The sequence below is a fragment of the Aeromonas sp. D3 genome (assembly GCF_027705025.1).
Classification (GTDB): Bacteria; Pseudomonadota; Gammaproteobacteria; order Enterobacterales; family Aeromonadaceae; genus Aeromonas; species Aeromonas salmonicida.
The window spans coordinates 1-15,582 of record NZ_JAPDBE010000068.1 but is presented as its reverse complement, the minus strand read 5'-3'; the positions used below and the strand labels follow the sequence as shown (position 1 = coordinate 15,582).

The window sequence follows — 15,582 nt, the reverse complement described above, 5'->3', positions numbered from 1 at the left end:
ACTCATGATGAACCCTGTTCCATGGCTCCAGATGACAAACATGATCTCATATCAGGGACTTGTTCGCACCTTCCCTATGAGGATCATTGCTATACTGGCCATTCGATTTTACCAGAAGTATTTACGCCAACTTCATAATAGGAAATGCATATATACTCCATCATATTCCAATTATACTATTGCGGCCATTGAAAAACATGGAGTATTAAAAGGCTGTCACTATGGTTACTTACGGATAAAACGTTGCAATGGTGCCTTATACAAAGGTGGTGAGGATTTACCTTAAAAACTTACTGATTTTTTGGGAAAAATAGAATAGGAATCTCCAACCTCACATAGTAGATATGCACTAGCCCGGATATATCCCCTGCTTTGCCTATGCGGGGGATTGGTCGAAGATTTATTTGCGGCCGCGGGCAAGGGATTTGAGAAATGCCAGGGTGCGGCGGTTGAACTGCTCAGGCTGCTCCACATTGCAGACATGGCCACACTGTTCGATCACCGCCAGCGAGGAGCTGACATCGCGGGCCACCTGCTCGCGCACCGGCGCTAGGAACATATGATCCTCCTCTCCCATCACATAGAGGGTCGGGATCGGCAGGGCCCGCTCCTTGAAGTAGCGCATCAGGGGGTTGACCTCGGTGGCGAGGCGGAACCAGCGTTTGAACTCCTTCTGGCACAATTTGCGCGCCTCGCGCACAAACAGGTTGCGTGACTCCTGATGGTGCTGGCGCGGCATTATGATGAAGGCGAACAGGCGGTAGAGCCACATGTAGGGCAGGATGTGCTGGCCAACCCGGCCAAGCTGTACCAATACCCGCGAGCGGATGTCGAGGCGCAGTATGGCGCCGCCCAGTACCATGCTCTTGACCCGCTCCGGGCAGAGCTCCGCCAGATGGCGAATGAGAATGGTGCCAAGGGAGATGCCGACAAAGTGGGCGCAACGGATATTGAGATGATCGAGCAGGCGCACTATGTCTTCGGTCACGGCCCGGAAGCTGTAGTGACCCTTGACCACCTGCTGCAACTGGTGGGACTGACCGTGGCCACGCAGGTCCAGCAGCAGCACGTTGAAGTGCTCGCGATAGGCGCGCAGCTGCTTGAACCAGATGGAGGAGCTGCCACCAGCGCCGTGCACGAATACCACCCAATCCCTGTCGGGGCCAAGCTCGAACGTCTTGTGATACAGCATCTTGCGACTCCCTCATCGACGGCATTGGGGTATAGTAGGCGCGCATCTTAGCAGATATTTTCACCCAAAAAATACGTTTGCATGGCAACTGGCGAGGAGCGTGACCATGGAGTTGACGAGTTTGAGAGCCTTTCTGCTGACCCTGCCGGGCACTCAGGAGGACACCCCCTTCGGCCCGGAGATCCTGGTCTATCGCATCGCCGGCAAGATGTTCGCACTGGTGAATTGGCAGGCAGAGCCGCTCACCATCAACCTCAAATGCGAGCCCGAGCTCGCCCTGCTGCTACGGGAGATCCATCCCGAGGTCAAACCCGGCTGGCACATGAACAAGCAGCACTGGAACACGGTTACCCTGAGCGACACCCTGGCCAGCGATCTCTGGCAAGGCTGGGTGCACCACTCCTATGAGCGGGTGGTTGCCGGTCTGCCCAAGGCCAAACGGCCGCAAGCTCCGACACTGTGAGCCGCCCCATGCCAGAGCAGCCCAAGATAGTCCCGCTGAGCGAGCCGCATATCCCTGCCCTCATCGCCCTGTTCGAGCAGTCGGTGCGCCAACGCGGCCCCGAGCACTATAGCGAGGCGCAGGTAGCGCAGTGGGCCCTCGGTGCCCATCATCCCGGCTTTGTCAGCCAGTTGCGTGAGCACCACGGCTGGGTGCTGGAGCAAGCCGGCGCCGTGCTTGGCTTCGTCACCCTCAGCGACGATGGTCACCTGAGCCTGCTCTATGTGAGCGCAGACCACCAACGCCAGGGGCTTGGCGGCCTCTTGCTCGCCACCGCCCTCAGCCAGGCCGGTCGGCTCGGCATCGAGACTCTGACGACGGAAGCCAGCGCCTTCAGCTATGGGCTATTTTTACGGTATGGCTTTGAGCTGACCGGATTGGAAAGCGTGGAACGGGGTGGAGTCAGTTTTATCCGCTATCGTCTGCACTGCCGCTTGCCAAGCTAGGACCAGCCACTAAAATACGCACAGTTTTTTCGTATTGTTGAGGATTGAGGCCGCCATGGTTGTAGAAAGCGAAGGCTATATCGCCCTGATTGAGTATCTGGTGGAGAGTCTGGGACTGTTTGAAGCCCAGCAGCAGAGCGGTGGTGAACAGACCATCGAAGATCTGGTGAGCAGCCGGGTGGCGAGCAACCTGATGGCCATCTGCGAACAGAACCCGCAGCTCGATCCCAAATTGCGCTTCATGATCATGCAGGAAGCCGATGCCGTGGTCGCCGATCTGGAAGAGGTGCTCTCCGCCGTCTGGCTGCGTGCCCCTACCCCGGCCCAGCAAGCCTTCCTCGAAGAGTTCATCGACCTCATCAAAAACCTGTTTGACGGCGCCATCAGCTAATCCGTCGAGACACCTGATCCCCGTGGCGCCGACCCAGACGCCCGTATTTTTCCGCACACAGCACACATGAAAAGGGCCGCCTCAATGGGCAGCCCTGCTTGCTATCATTTCAATCTATCCAGCTTTTCAGTGGCGTTCAGTGAAGGTCGAGGCAAGAAATGTGTCTGGTCTTGGCTGCCATCCTTGGAAGCTACTTAGTTCGGCAGGGCCAATTCTATTTAGTTCCCGTTCATGACATATTTTTTTACGATTTTTTTCACTGCGCCGACAGTCAGTCGACATCAGGTGAAACAGAGGCCGCAAATGCGGCCTCTTTTGGTATCAAAGCAGGGGTGATCTAGCATGGCGCCATCTGTTAGCGATTGAGGCTCGGCGGCAAACAGACTCCGATCCCCCCCAGTCCGCAATACCCTTCCGGATTTTTCTCCAGATATTGCTGATGGTAATCCTCGGCGTAATAGAAGGGCACCAGCGGCAAGATGCGGGTGGTGATGGCACGGCTGTCGCCACTGGCCATCATGGCCTGCTGATAGGCGGCCTGGCTCTGCTGGGCGATCACCTGCTGGGTCTCGTCGCCATAGAAGATCACCGAGCGGTACTGGGTACCGACATCGCCACCCTGACGCATGCCCTGGGCCGGATCATGCTGCTCCCAGAACAGCTTGAGCAGGGCAGCATAACTGATGACGCTGGGGTCAAACACCACCTGTACCGTTTCGGCGTGACCGGTCAGACCGCTGCACACCTCCTTGTAGGTGGGATTCTGGGTGACGCCACCCTGATAGCCAGCGGCGGTGGAGTAGACACCGGGCTGCTGCCAGAACAGACGCTCAACACCCCAGAAACACCCCATGCCAAACCAGGCTACTGCCATCTCTTCAGGCCAGGGGCCCTGAGTCGGGTGACCATTGACGGCATGTTGCTGGCCAATCACCATCGCATCGCGGCGTCCCGGCAGTGCATCTGCCGGTGAAATAATCTGTTCCATGAACCCTGTCCTTGTATAAAAACCTGTGTCATCGCACAGCTGACGAAAAGGAGTCTCGAAGATAACAGGTTATGAGCCGGGATCAACCAAGGCCACAGCCAGACTGGTGTTGCTGTATTTTTCACCGCCTTCTCGTCTCTCGTTTTTCTTCAGCGTCATCAAGCGGACAAAATGGTGGCATAAAATGGCTAAATCAATATTTAGTCTTGATTTGTGAATTTATTTTCATATATTGAGCCCATTGCTGTTTTTTTATGGAAGAAGCCTCAAGTGCGTGAACGCGAACCCAGCCTGGTCTATGCCTTTCGGCAGTCTACCCCCTATGTCAATGTGCACAGAGGTGCCACCTTTGTGCTGATGATGGGCGGGGAAGCCATCTGCCACCCCAATTTTGCCAATATCGTCAGCGATATCGCCTTGCTGCAGACGCTGGGAATTCGTTTGGTACTGGTGTTCGGTTCACGTCCGCAAAACGACGAGGCACTGGCTCGTGCGGGTATCGAAGCCCAGTACCACAGGCGGATCCGGGTCACCGATGACGAGAGCTTCGCCATCATCAAACAGGTGTGTGGCGGCCTGCAGTACGACATCACGGCCCAGCTCTCCATGGGGCTGGCCAACACCCCCATGCAGGGGGCCCGCATCAGTGTGGTGAGTGGCAACTTCGTCACCGCCCAGCCGCTGGGGGTGGATGATGGCATCGACTTTTGTCACAGCGGTCGGGTACGCCGCATTGACGTGGAGGGGATCACCCGCCAGCTGGATCAGAAGGGGCTGGTGCTCATCTCCCCCATCGGCTGCTCGGTCACCGGCGAGAGCTTCAACCTGAGCTCGGAAGAGGTCGCCCGCCGGGTGGCAGTGGATCTCAAAGCCGACAAGCTTATCTGTTTCAGCAGCACCCAGGGCGTCATGGACAGACACGGCGAAGCCATCTCGGAGCTCTTCCCCGAGCAGGCCGAGGAGCTGCTGGTGGAGCTGGAGCAGGCGGGTGAAGAGATGTCCGGCACAGCCCGTTACCTGCGTGCGGCAATTGCCTCCTGCCGGGGCGGCGTGCCCCGCTCCCATCTGGTGAGCTATCAGGATGACGGCGCCATGTTGCAGGAGCTGTTCAGTCGCGACGGCCTCGGTACCCAGATAGTGCGGGAAAGCGCCGAGCAGGCCCGCGCCGCCACCATCGAAGACATTGGCGGCATTCTGGATCTCATTCGCCCGCTGGAGGAGGACGGCATTCTGGTGCGCCGCTCTCGCGAGCAGCTGGAGATGGAAATAGACAAGTTCACCATCATAGAGCGCGACGGCCTCATCATCGGCTGCGCGGCGCTCTACTGCTTCATGGAAGAGGCGATGGCGGAGATGGCCTGCGTCGCCATTCACCCCGAGTATCGCAACTCCAATCGGGGGGATCAGCTGGTGGCCAAGGTGGCCGAGCGGGCCAAGCGGCTCGGCATTCGTCGCCTGTTCGTACTCACTACCCGCTCCATTCACTGGTTCCGGGAACGGGGCTTCGATCCGCTGGAGGTGGAAGACCTGCCGGTGGAACGGCAACGGCTCTACAACTGGCAGCGCCGCTCCAAGGTTTTGTCAAAAACCATTTCGTAACTTGTTGATCTTGTGCCGAGTTGTCGTCGATTGTTAACTTTTTCACAATCTCGATTGACAGTGCAATCCAGCACAGGGTATTTCTAATTGCACTCCACCGCCTGCGGTGGAGCCAGAAGAGGAGCGCTGCCCAGGCAGCCCAAGGGAGGACACCAGCGTCCGATGAACTTGGGTCAGGGGGAGCAGCGCCGAGACGGGTGAGGCAACTGGATACCTCAACGTCGGCTGCGGGGGCTGAATCCCCCGGGTTGTCATCGGTAGTGGTCATCCCCCACCGCGCCCCATCAGGGGCGGGTACGGGATGGGCTCTGCGGGTGGAGTGCTTCTGGCCGGGATAGCTTCTCTCATTCCTGCCATTTTCAGCCTCCTCCTCTCTTTTTGCCCGATGGAACCGGATTTTTATATTAAGACAGGAGTAAGCAATGAGCCCGATCAATGTCGCCAAGTTTGGCGGAACCAGTGTCGCCAATGCCGCGGCCATGAACAATTGCGCCAACGTGGTGCTGGCCAATCCGGCAACCCGGGTGGTGGTACTGAGCGCCAGCGCCGGCGTCACCAATCTGCTGGTGGCACTGGCCCAGGGCGATCTGGACGAGGCAGGCCAGGAGGCACAGCTGGCCAAACTGGCCGAGATCCAGCAGGCCATACTGACGGCACTGGGCGATCCCGCCGACGTGAGTACCCTGATCCATGCCACCCTCGGCGAGATCCGCACCATGGCCCGCCAGGCCAGTCAGCATACGGATGCGGAACTGGCTGACAGGCTCATCGCCTGTGGCGAGTTGATGTCTACCCGCCTCTTCACCGAGTTGTTGCACCAGCGTGGCATCAAGGCCCACTGGCAGGATGTGCGCCAGCTGATGCGCACCGACAGCCGCTTTGGCAAGGCGACCGTGGATCTCGCCGCCACTCGCGACCTCTGCCAACAGGCGCTGGGGCCTCTACTCGGCGACAGCCTCATCATCACCCAGGGTTTCATCGGCTCGGATGCCGATGGCCGCACCACCACGCTCGGTCGTGGCGGCTCCGATTACAGCGCCGCCCTGCTCGCCGAAGCGCTGGATGCGGGCACCATAGAGATCTGGACCGATGTGCCCGGCATCTACACCACGGATCCGCGACTGGTGACACGTGCACGCCCCATTCCCGAAATAAGCTTCGTGGAAGCGGCCGAGATGGCTACCTTTGGCGCCAAGGTGCTGCACCCGGCCACCCTGCAACCTGCGGTGCGCCAGGACATTCCTGTCTTTGTCGGCTCCAGCAAGGATCCCGCCGCCGGCGGCACCTGGATCCGCGCCAGCACCAGCACCAACCCGCTGTTTCGCGCCGTGGCATTGCGCCGCCAGCAAGTGCTGGTGACCCTGCACAGCCTCAACATGTTCCACGCCTACGGCTTCCTGGCCGAGGTGTTCGGCATCCTGGCCCGCCACCGCATCTCGGTGGATCTCATCACCACCTCGGAAGTGAGCGTGTCGCTCACCCTGGATCACACCGGCAGCCAGAGCAACGGCGAGCCCGTGCTCAGCGACAAAGTGCTGGCCGAGCTGGGTCAGCTGTGCAAGGTAAAGGTGGAAACCGGTCTGGCACTGGTGGCGCTCATCGGCAACCGCATGAGCGAGGCGGCCGGGGTGGGCAGTCAGGTCTTTGACGCCATTCGCGAGCACAACATCCGCATGATCTGTTATGGCGCCAGTGCCCACAATCTCTGCTTCCTGGTCAAGGAAGAAGAAGCGGGCCACATCGTCAACCGCCTCCACCAGGAGCTGCTCGACTGAGCCAGCCGAGGTTTGACACGGCATAAAAGAGGGGCACTCAGGGTGCCCCTCTTGTCGTTGATGCCCATGTCATCGATGCAGATACCAGCGCCTACCCCACCAGGGTCGGCACCGGCAACAGGCAAGTGCGGATCTCCTCACGCAGACCCGCGAGTCTGGCCAGCAGCGCTGCCTGGCTATAGCCGGTCTCGTCAGGCCCCAGATTATCCGCCAGCTCGGCGAAATGGTCGGCCACCGCCTTCTCAAGCCAGTCGAGCCGGCGCAGAGTGAGCGGGCCGCAGCTCTTGCCGCTGAGGTCATCCATGATGTCGAGCCGATGGCTGCGATACATGTCCCGCCACCAGTTGGCGGCCAGCGCGTCATCGCTTGTCAGTGCCGAGCGCCACTCCCCCTGCAACCCTTGCAATCGAGCCAGCACTGCCGAGCTTGCCCCCTCCCGGGTCAGATATTGCAATTCGCGCTGCACCCAGCTCAGACAGAGGCCACGCCAGTAGCGAAACTGCGGCAACGGATCCGGCTCGTCGAGCCAGAGACCCGAGAGGGTGCGGGTCTCCAGCCGTTCCGGCACATGAAACTGGGGATCGGAGAGGCCGTTTGAGTTGAATTCATGACGGGGATCGAACGGCCACATGTAGCCAAAATCGAACACGGCGATCTGCTGGCCATCATCGAGCAGGTTGCCCGGGCTCGGATCCCAGTCAAACCAGCCCCAATGGGCGAGCTCGGCCTGCACCGCCAGCATCTGGGCCAGGTTGCGCTCATTGAGGTCGTGTACCGGCACCCCTCGCAACCAGGGAGAGACGAGCACCCCTGCCCTGGCCGAGCCAAAGCAGGTACAGACCACGTGAGAGAGAATGGTGGGATGCAGCTCACGCAGCGCCTCTATCTCGCGGCGCCGCTCCAGCTCGGTCAGGAAGGCGGTCTTGCCGTCGATATTGGCCACCAGGGAGTCATGCCTGCGCCGTTTCAGGCACCAGTGATGCCCCTCCACCTTGAGGTGAAACACCTCGGCGGTGAGCCCGTGACGATAGACCTTGAGCACGGCGGGATGATCCTCTCTGAGTCTCACCAGCTGTGCCAGTGGCAAGGGGCAATCCTGCTCGCGCCCGATCCGGATCTCCTCCTTGCTCTCCAGCATGCGGAGCAATCTTGCCTGACGTGCCGCTACCTTGGGATTCATACATGTACCTCCATCCATTATTGAGAGACTAAGCAGCAAGGCAGGTACAGACCAGCAGCAAAGCGTCATGATGACGCTTTCATCACAGAATGAGTGTGACGGCCCGATCCGGATCACAGTTTGCATGGCTCCATGGTCACGAAATATTCATTGTTTGGTCATTAAATTGACAACAAGGAACAAGCCCCTCACCATCGGGTCACATTAAATGCAGCAGCCATTCGTCGTTACTCGCTCAAAGGATGAGCTCATATGAAAGTCCCCTCCTCAGCACGCCGGTCAGCCAGGATCCCCAGCCTGCCTTCCCTGCTGCTTGGCTTGCTGGCTGCGCTGCTGCTGCTGACCCTGATACTGCCGCAGATCAATCCCGGCAGCTGGCTCGGCCAGGCCCGGCCGCTGGTGCTGGGACCTGCTGACCAACCCATAGCGACGCTCACTCGCCACTCCCTGCTCTACAAGAGTGACAACCGCGGCCTCTATCTGGTGGTGCGCAGCCAGTGGCAGCTGCTCAAACCGCTGCAAGCGGGGGACAAGGTGCGGGTGGAGCTGCTCAACGACAAAGGGGAGCGCATAGATCAGCTGAGCCAGGCGGTAGAAAAACGCCAGCGATGCAATAAAGGGCGCTGCACCCTGGATCTCAACAGCACCTTGCGGGCACCGGACGATGCCCTCGCCAGTCGCTATCAGCTGCGGATCGGCCTGCTGCTGGCAGATCGACCCGAGAGCGCTGAATTCAGCCAGATCCTGCAGACTCTGCCGGAGCAGGGTTTCAACCTCACCTACCTCTTCACCAGCCTGGTACTGGTACTGGCACTGAGCGCCGCCGTGCTCAAAGCCCTGCTGCCCAAGCTCAGGCGCAGTTTGCGCTGGCGGATCATCGGCAGCCTGCTGCTCGGCAACCTCACCTTCGTGCTGCTGCACGGCTTTGTGGTATTCAAACTGGGGGAGTTTCTGCTCTGGTCCGGCTTCAGGCCCGAGCACTACTATCTCGCCTGGGGCAGTATGGTGCTGGGCTGGAGCCTCTGTGCCCTGGCGGGCTTCAATCTCTATATGGGACTGGTGTTCACGGCGCTTTCCGGCATTGGCCTGCTCGCCAACTTCATGAAGATCGCCATCTACGGGGTGCCGCTGGGGGGTGACGACCTTGGCAATCTGCTGGCACTGCTGCGGATCCTGCTGGATCAGCATCCGGTATTGCCTGTGCTCGGCGTCGCTGCGCTGCTGTTTGTCTGCTGGCGTTTCGCCCTGTCACGCTGGGTCTTGCGCGGCCTGTTTCGCACAACCGCCGCCACCGCCGCCTTTTTTGCCCTGTGTGTGTTCGCGACCCAGACCGGCAACAAGCTGCTGGGGGCCAACATTCGCTACGTGGACAGGGCGGTCAACTATCACAGGGATCTCATCCGCTCCGGCCCCGGCCTCTATCTGTTCAATCTGGTGGACGAGATGCTGCAAAGCGGCAGTGTGTTTCGCTATCCCTTGCAGATCAATGAGTTCACTCCGCAAATCAGCCATGTGAGCCAGGGACAGCCCCCCCGCTTCGATCTGGTAATAGTGCTGCAATACGAGTCGCTCTGGCTCGGCTGGCAGGGCAGGATCTGCGCCCCACCTCCCACATTGAGCCTGCCCACCAGCGTGCAGCAGTGGCAAAAGACCATCCACTCCCCCACCACAGGCGGCATGACGGTGCTGGCCGAGTTCGAGATGAACACGGGTCTGCCGGTGGGCCTGCTCAAGCAGGGAGTCGTGCCCTATTACTACCTGTCCGAGCAGGTGCCCGGCCTTGCACAAAGCGCAAAGCAAAGCGGCTATCACACCCTGTTTACCCACCCTTACGTGGAGAAGTTCTGGGGCCGTGCCAAGGCGATGCCGGCCCTTGGCTATGAGGAACGCTGGTTCGATACCCGCTTTACCAGTCTCGAGCACAAGGGGCTTTACATCTCGGACGATGCGCTGATCGACCATCTGCTCAGACGCAGCGAGCAGGACGCCTCACCGCTCTTTGCTTACGCGGTTACCATGCAGGGCCACGGCCCCTTCGACGGGGATCGCTATCAGGCCCAGCAACTCGACAAGGCTTGTCCGGATCAGAGTGCGGCAGATCGCCAGCTGCTCAACACCTACTACACGGGGGTGGTGGATGCCATGGCTTCCCTGGAGCGGCTGCTCAAACGGCTGGACAATTCTGGCAAACGCTATCTGGTGGTGGCCTTTGGCGATCATCAACCTTTTCTGATGTCGGCAGGCAAGGGCATTCACGGCAACAAACCGCCCCGTGACGCCAGCTACCAGATCCCCATGATGGCTTTTACCCGCGATGATGGTGCCCTCTCTCTCGAACGGCAATTCGCCCCTGTACGCCAGCTCTACCAGATGGGCCAGGCCACTCGCCAGCTGCTGGCAGGGGATCTGACCCCGATCCCGGATCTCCCCCTGCTCCACCCTGTGCTGGGGGAGGAGAAAGGCTTCGACGTCTCCCCCCTTGTGCCCCAGATCCGGGCCAGCTTCAGGGCCAATGCCCTGCCATGATCGCCATTGCAGGCAAGATAAAAGAGGCCGCAGTTGCGGCCTCTTTGCATAATGCGGTTGACGGGATCACTCACTCGCCAAGCCAGGGTTCGCACAAGGTAAGGGTACGGGCATCGAGATCCAGCTCAGCCTCGATGCCAAGAGGCAGAGTCAGCATGGGATGAGTGTGGGCACAGTCAAACTCCGCCAATATGGGGAAACGCGGCGTCCCCACCACCTCCAGCAGAATATCGAGCGGCCGCTTGCCACTGCCCTGATGATCGAACAGCTCGTGCTTGCCGAGAACCAGGGCGCCGATGCGGTCAAACACACCGCACAGCTTGAGATGGGCGAAGGAGCGCTCCACCGTATCAGCTGTCAAGAGGCTGTCTTCCAGCAGCAGAATATCTCCGTGCGCTATGGCCGGCATGTAAGGAGAGCCCCAGATCCCCGTCAGGGTATTGAGGTTGCCACCCAGCAGCCGTCCCCGCACCCGTCCTGTCCCCACCGAGATCAACCGATTGGGCTGACACTGCTTGGCCCGAGTCTGGTTTTCCCAATCGAGCCGCTCGTCGGTCCAATAAGCAGGGGTCGGCAAGGTATGAGGCACGGCGCCCCCACCCGCCAGGCAGACCTGGCTGAACCCGGCCAGGGTCTCATCTACCAGGGGCGGCCATTCACCGAACGAGGCCACCAGCGCCGGGCCATAAAAGGTGACGAGGCCGGTTTGGGCATAAATGCCGAGCAGCAGGGCCGTCACGTCCGAGTAACCGATGATGATCTTGGGATCCCGTTTGAGCGCATCAAAATCGAGATACGGCAATAGGGAGTTTGAGTTGCTGCCGCCAATCACCGACATGATGCAACGCACGTGCGGATCGCGAATAAGTTCATTGAGCTCGGCAGCCCGCGCGGCTATGGTGCCGGATCGCCAGTGATCCTGCTGGCCGGTGAGGCTGCCCGCCTTGAGCCTGAAGCCCTGCGCTTCCATAAACCGCTTTGCACGGGCAAAGCGGTTTGGCGCCCAAGCAGTGGCCGCGCTGGAGGGGGAGAAAAAACCTATGGTGTCGCCAGGCTTGAGCCCTGGCGGCTTGAGTGATGTCATTGTCAGGTGTCCTGTCCCGAGTGCGGCCATCTGGCATTATGGCGCCGACCTTGAAGGACTCATAGTAACCCGCAGATGACCCTAAAGCCATCAGGATAAGCTGCTTGGCCCTGGTGAGCGATTGGGCGAAACGCGGCGAACCATCACAGCCACCCTTGCCACCTCAGTGACATGGGCCGCCGCGCAGACGTTCATTCGCTCGCCGGCCTGATCCAGAAGCGACGCTCCCATTTCTGGGTGATCTCATCGTAAGTCCCATCCGCGCGCATGCTGTCCAGGGTCCCTTGCAGTGCCTTGATGATGGCCTCGTCCGTCTCCAGGCTGAAGGCAAAGTAGAACTGCTTGGTGTCCTGATACTGAAACAGGGGGACAAAATCCGAATAGCTGTGGCCCAGCGACTCTATGTGATAAGCCGCCCCCATCTGCAGGGCAGGTGCTATGTCCGCTCGCCTGCGCAGCATCATGCGAAACTTGTCATCCTCATCGTGCACCAGCACCAGGTTGAGCCCCATCTCGGCAAGCTCCCGTGCCGCTGCGGAATTACGCACCACCGCAATCCGCCAGGGCGCCAGCTCAGAGAGATGGCTGGCCGTCACCTCTTCCCGTTTCGCCAGGCGATAAAACCAGAGGGTGCGAGGCGCTATGGGGCCAACCCAATGAAAGAGAGCCTCTCGTTCCGGCAGACGAACAATGCTGAAGATGACGGTGTTGGGCTGATGCAATGCCATCTGATAGGCCCGCGCCCAAGGCAGGAGTTGCACCCCCTTGCTGTCGAGCGAAAGCTTGCTCCTGTCGACCATCCGCTGCAGGAGATCCACCGACAGACCCGTTACCAGACCGTCTCTGTCCCGATAGTTGTAAGGAGGAAGCTCCTCTGTTACCGCCTGAATGTTGGCCCCCGCGGCGCTGCCCAGCCAGCACCACAACAATAACCAGCGAAAATGCCACATGATTGACCTCTCTGCCCGTTTTCCTTGCTTCAGTATGGCGGCAGTGGGCAACCCTGCGTATGCAGGCTGGCCAGCAAGATCACCGGATTTGTCACAGTTCCGCTCAACGCCGGGGCAGAAACAGAAAAACCGGCAGAAGGTTGCCGGTTTTTCAATGGCTGACAGGGCTTAGATTACAACGGCGGTACCGCTGATGCTGACCATCAGCATGCTGCCGTTCTGCCCCACCACCTCATAGTCGATATCGATACCGACCACGGCGTTGGCGCCCAGCGCCTGCGCGCGCTCTTTCAGTTCATCGAAGGCAATCTCGCGGGCGCGGGCCAGCTCTTTTTCGTAGGCACCGGCGCGGCCACCAATGATATCGCGGATACCGGCAAACAGATCCTTGAAGACATTGGCGCCGAGAATGGCTTCTCCCACTACGATGCCGCGGTATTCACGAATGGTTTTGCCTTCCAGCGTGGGGGTGGTTGAGAGGATCATCTTGCGCTCCTGAGGTGAAAATGGGTTTCAGACTACCCCAAACCTCGGCCGGACAACATCCCCCGCCCCCTAATAGCCAGTTGCACGATAATGGTTGCCGTTGCAGGCGACATGCCGCCATTTGGCTCGCGCCCATCGACGAAACCTGGGTCCGAACGATAAAAAAAGGAGAGGCTAGGCCTCTCCTTTTCGTGTGCTGATGGCAGCTTAGTGCAGCTTCAGGGTCGGGCGCAGTACCCGGTTGATGCGGCCCACCAGCATGATGAGACCCGTCTTGATGTAGCCGTGCAGAGCGACCTGGTGCATCCGGTACAGCGAGATGTAAACCATGCGTGCTATGTAGCCTTCCACCATCATGGAGCCACGCATCAGGTTGCCCATCAGGCTGCCCACTGTGGAGAAGCGGCTCAAAGAGACCAGCGAGCCGTGATCGTGATAGAGGTAAGGCTTCATCTCGCCCCCTTCCAGCTTGGCCAGGATATTCTTGCATGCCTGGGTCGCCATCTGGTGGGCGGACTGGGCGCGTGGCGGCACGAATTTGCCATCCGGCTGCGGGCAGGCAGCGCAGTCACCGATGACGAAGATGTTCTCGTCACGGCTGGTTTGCAGTGTCTCTTTCACTACCAGCTGGTTGATGCGGTTGGTTTCAAGGCCGGCGATATCCTTCATGAAATCCGGCGCCTTGATACCGGCAGCCCACACCATGAGGTCAGCTTCGATGAGCTCCCCATCCTTGGTGTGCAGCCCATCGCTGGTGGCTTCGGTGATCATGGTGGCGGTACGCACATCCACCCCCAGTTTGACCAGTTCCTGATGAGCCGCACCACTGATGCGCTCCGGCAGCGCTGGCAGTATGCGGGGGCCCGCTTCCACCAGAGTCACCTTCAGGCTCTCTGTGGTGAGGTTCTTGAAACCGTAGGCATAGAGCTGCTCCACAGCGTTATAGAGCTCGGCAGAGAGCTCGACGCCAGTGGCACCGCCGCCAACGATGGCGATCTTCACCTTGTCACCAGGCTGGTATTCGGTGGCGAACTGCAGGAAGCGGTTCATCATGCTGTTGTGGAAACGGTGCGCCTGGGAGGGGCTGTCCAGGAAGATGCAGTGATCCTTGATGCCCTTGGTGTTGAAGTCGTTGGAAACGGAACCGATGGCCATCACCAGGATGTCGTACGGCACCTCCCGCTCATGCACCACTATGTCGCCATTCTCGTCGACGATCTTCCCCAGCACGATGCGTTTTTCATCGCGCTTGATGTCAGTCAGGCTGCCCAGCTGGAAATCGAAACCGTGGTTTTTGGCATGGGACTGGTAGCTCAGGGCATCGATACCCGCGTCCATGGAGCCGGTGGCCACTTCGTGCAGCAGGGGTTTCCACAGGTGGGTACGGTTACGGTCGACCAGGGTGATCTTGGCCTTGTTCTTCTTGCCCAGTTTGCGACCCAGGCTGGTAGCCAGCTCCAGACCGCCAGCTCCACCGCCGACGACAACAATATTGGTCATGGTTAATTACCTCGGTTCCATTAAAGCGAAGGGAGCCATCGGCTCCCTTGATAGTTGAATCCATGACGTGACAATCGATCAGGCTTCTTTGAAAGCCTTCATCTGTTGCAGGTGATGAGAGATATTTTTGAACTTGTGAGTCTCTCGCTCATCCCACACGATGTTGTAATAATTCTTCAATTCACGCTCAATGTCGCCATTATCGCGGATTTCATCCTGAACGGAAAGGATGCAGAGGCAATTTCCTGAATTTTTACTACGAAATTCAGACACACATTTGGTGCCTATATCCTCGTACTCTTCCGGTCTGTCTATCTTGCCCTGCATGGTGATCTCGGGGTGCAGATTAGGGTTGAAGATCACCTGTTTGATGCCACACAGGAAGCCGATCCGCTCGCTCCAGTAACCTCCCAGCCCCACCCCGCAGATGAGAGGCTTGGGGTCTGTGCTCATGTCGAGCTGCTTCTTCACTTCCTTGAGCAGGTGGCTCATGTCATGACGGGGATGAACCGTGCTGTAGTGCACGAAACGCACATCATCATCGATAAACTGCAGCTGCAGCACTTTTTCATGATTGCCGAGGCTGGTGGCATCAAAGCCATGCAGATAGATGATCATGGACAAGACCTCAAAAACTGTGTCGGTTCTATCGAAACTACCCCAGCGGCGGGGCCTTGCGCCACCAAAACATCCCACTTTCTTGCTTTGGATCACGCCTCCAGTTGCGGATGAAACCAGATTAAGTCTATCAGATACCTCACTTGCTCCGTTCGGCAATGAAAGTGGGCACCCGAGGTGGCGAAGGGATCAACTGGCTAGCGAGGCAAGTGGCTGTGCCATGGGGCGGCAAACGATTGCCCACCACGGTTGTTCAGTACCACAAGGCCTGTCTCTTATACAAAAATCCCCAAGCATCGCTTGGGGATTTTTTTGAACTTCTCTCCCATTCTGTGATCTGAACCT

Annotated in this window: 15 protein-coding genes and 1 riboswitch; of the genes, 7 read left to right on the top strand and 8 right to left on the bottom strand. The window is 59.1% G+C overall.

The window, feature by feature from the left end; translation table 11 throughout:
* Positions 1-76: 76 nt before the first annotated feature.
* Positions 77-286 (top strand): membrane protein insertion efficiency factor YidD, encoded by a 210-nt coding sequence (yidD, locus tag OKC28_RS22335; protein ID WP_270691127.1) that lies wholly within the window; start codon positions 77-79, stop codon positions 284-286.
* A 114-nt stretch (positions 287-400) separates the two neighbouring features.
* Here the strand turns inward: yidD and OKC28_RS22330 are convergent, their stop codons facing one another.
* A complete protein-coding gene (locus OKC28_RS22330) occupies positions 401-1,192 on the bottom strand; it encodes an alpha/beta fold hydrolase (RefSeq protein WP_270691126.1) in 792 nt (263 codons plus the stop codon).
* Positions 1,193-1,298: 106 nt separating this feature from the next.
* Between OKC28_RS22330 and OKC28_RS22325 the strand changes: the two genes are divergently transcribed.
* Genes OKC28_RS22325 through OKC28_RS22315 form a run of 3 tightly spaced genes read left to right on the top strand, consistent with a single transcriptional unit; the run spans position 1,299 to position 2,531 of the window.
* Complete coding sequence (locus OKC28_RS22325) at positions 1,299-1,655, top strand: MmcQ/YjbR family DNA-binding protein (RefSeq protein ID WP_256688165.1); 357 nt, start codon at positions 1,299-1,301, stop codon at positions 1,653-1,655.
* A gap of 8 nt (positions 1,656-1,663) precedes the next feature.
* Positions 1,664-2,140 carry a GNAT family N-acetyltransferase gene (locus OKC28_RS22320; protein ID WP_219597431.1) on the top strand — a complete coding sequence of 159 codons (477 nt, stop codon included), beginning with the start codon at positions 1,664-1,666 and terminating at the stop codon, positions 2,138-2,140.
* Between the two features lie 55 nt (positions 2,141-2,195).
* On the top strand, positions 2,196-2,531 hold the full coding sequence (locus tag OKC28_RS22315; RefSeq protein ID WP_005310468.1) for a DUF3802 family protein: 336 nt from the start codon (positions 2,196-2,198) through the stop codon (positions 2,529-2,531).
* 355 nt (positions 2,532-2,886) lie between these two features.
* Here OKC28_RS22315 and msrA read toward each other — a convergent pair whose 3' ends face one another.
* Positions 2,887-3,519: a peptide-methionine (S)-S-oxide reductase MsrA gene (gene msrA / locus OKC28_RS22310; protein WP_270691125.1), complete on the bottom strand. Its 633-nt coding sequence runs from the start codon at positions 3,517-3,519 to the stop codon at positions 2,887-2,889.
* 270 nt (positions 3,520-3,789) lie between these two features.
* On the opposite strand from msrA, the gene argA reads away from it, so the two are divergent.
* Positions 3,790-5,118: an amino-acid N-acetyltransferase gene (gene argA, locus OKC28_RS22305; protein WP_017411372.1), complete on the top strand. Its 1,329-nt coding sequence runs from the start codon at positions 3,790-3,792 to the stop codon at positions 5,116-5,118.
* A 108-nt stretch (positions 5,119-5,226) separates the two neighbouring features.
* A riboswitch (Lysine riboswitch) is annotated at positions 5,227-5,451 on the top strand.
* Positions 5,452-5,540: 89 nt separating this feature from the next.
* The gene (lysC, locus tag OKC28_RS22300; RefSeq protein WP_270691124.1) at positions 5,541-6,893 is read left to right on the top strand and encodes a lysine-sensitive aspartokinase 3; all 1,353 of its coding nucleotides are present in this window, start codon (positions 5,541-5,543) and stop codon (positions 6,891-6,893) included.
* Positions 6,894-6,984: 91 nt separating this feature from the next.
* On the opposite strand, the gene OKC28_RS22295 is transcribed toward lysC, so the two are convergent.
* Positions 6,985-8,073: a hypothetical protein gene (locus tag OKC28_RS22295; protein ID WP_270691123.1), complete on the bottom strand. Its 1,089-nt coding sequence runs from the start codon at positions 8,071-8,073 to the stop codon at positions 6,985-6,987.
* Between the two features lie 252 nt (positions 8,074-8,325).
* On the opposite strand from OKC28_RS22295, the gene OKC28_RS22290 reads away from it, so the two are divergent.
* Positions 8,326-10,599, top strand: coding sequence for an LTA synthase family protein (locus tag OKC28_RS22290; protein ID WP_270691122.1), 2,274 nt, complete (start codon positions 8,326-8,328; stop codon positions 10,597-10,599).
* A gap of 70 nt (positions 10,600-10,669) precedes the next feature.
* Here OKC28_RS22290 and OKC28_RS22285 read toward each other — a convergent pair whose 3' ends face one another.
* The 5 genes from OKC28_RS22285 to ycfP all read right to left on the bottom strand — a co-directional run bounded on the left by OKC28_RS22285 (position 10,670) and on the right by ycfP (position 15,237).
* Positions 10,670-11,683, bottom strand: coding sequence for a S66 family peptidase (locus OKC28_RS22285; protein ID WP_131731026.1), 1,014 nt, complete (start codon positions 11,681-11,683; stop codon positions 10,670-10,672).
* Between the two features lie 191 nt (positions 11,684-11,874).
* On the bottom strand, positions 11,875-12,633 hold the full coding sequence (locus tag OKC28_RS22280; protein ID WP_021140609.1) for a substrate-binding periplasmic protein: 759 nt from the start codon (positions 12,631-12,633) through the stop codon (positions 11,875-11,877).
* A 168-nt stretch (positions 12,634-12,801) separates the two neighbouring features.
* The gene (locus OKC28_RS22275; RefSeq protein WP_256688158.1) at positions 12,802-13,119 is read right to left on the bottom strand and encodes a heavy metal-binding domain-containing protein; all 318 of its coding nucleotides are present in this window, start codon (positions 13,117-13,119) and stop codon (positions 12,802-12,804) included.
* Between the two features lie 207 nt (positions 13,120-13,326).
* The gene (locus OKC28_RS22270) at positions 13,327-14,619 is read right to left on the bottom strand and encodes an NAD(P)/FAD-dependent oxidoreductase (protein WP_005310451.1); all 1,293 of its coding nucleotides are present in this window, start codon (positions 14,617-14,619) and stop codon (positions 13,327-13,329) included.
* 78 nt (positions 14,620-14,697) lie between these two features.
* Positions 14,698-15,237: an alpha/beta hydrolase YcfP gene (gene ycfP / locus OKC28_RS22265; protein ID WP_005310449.1), complete on the bottom strand. Its 540-nt coding sequence runs from the start codon at positions 15,235-15,237 to the stop codon at positions 14,698-14,700.
* Positions 15,238-15,582: the final 345 nt, after the last annotated feature.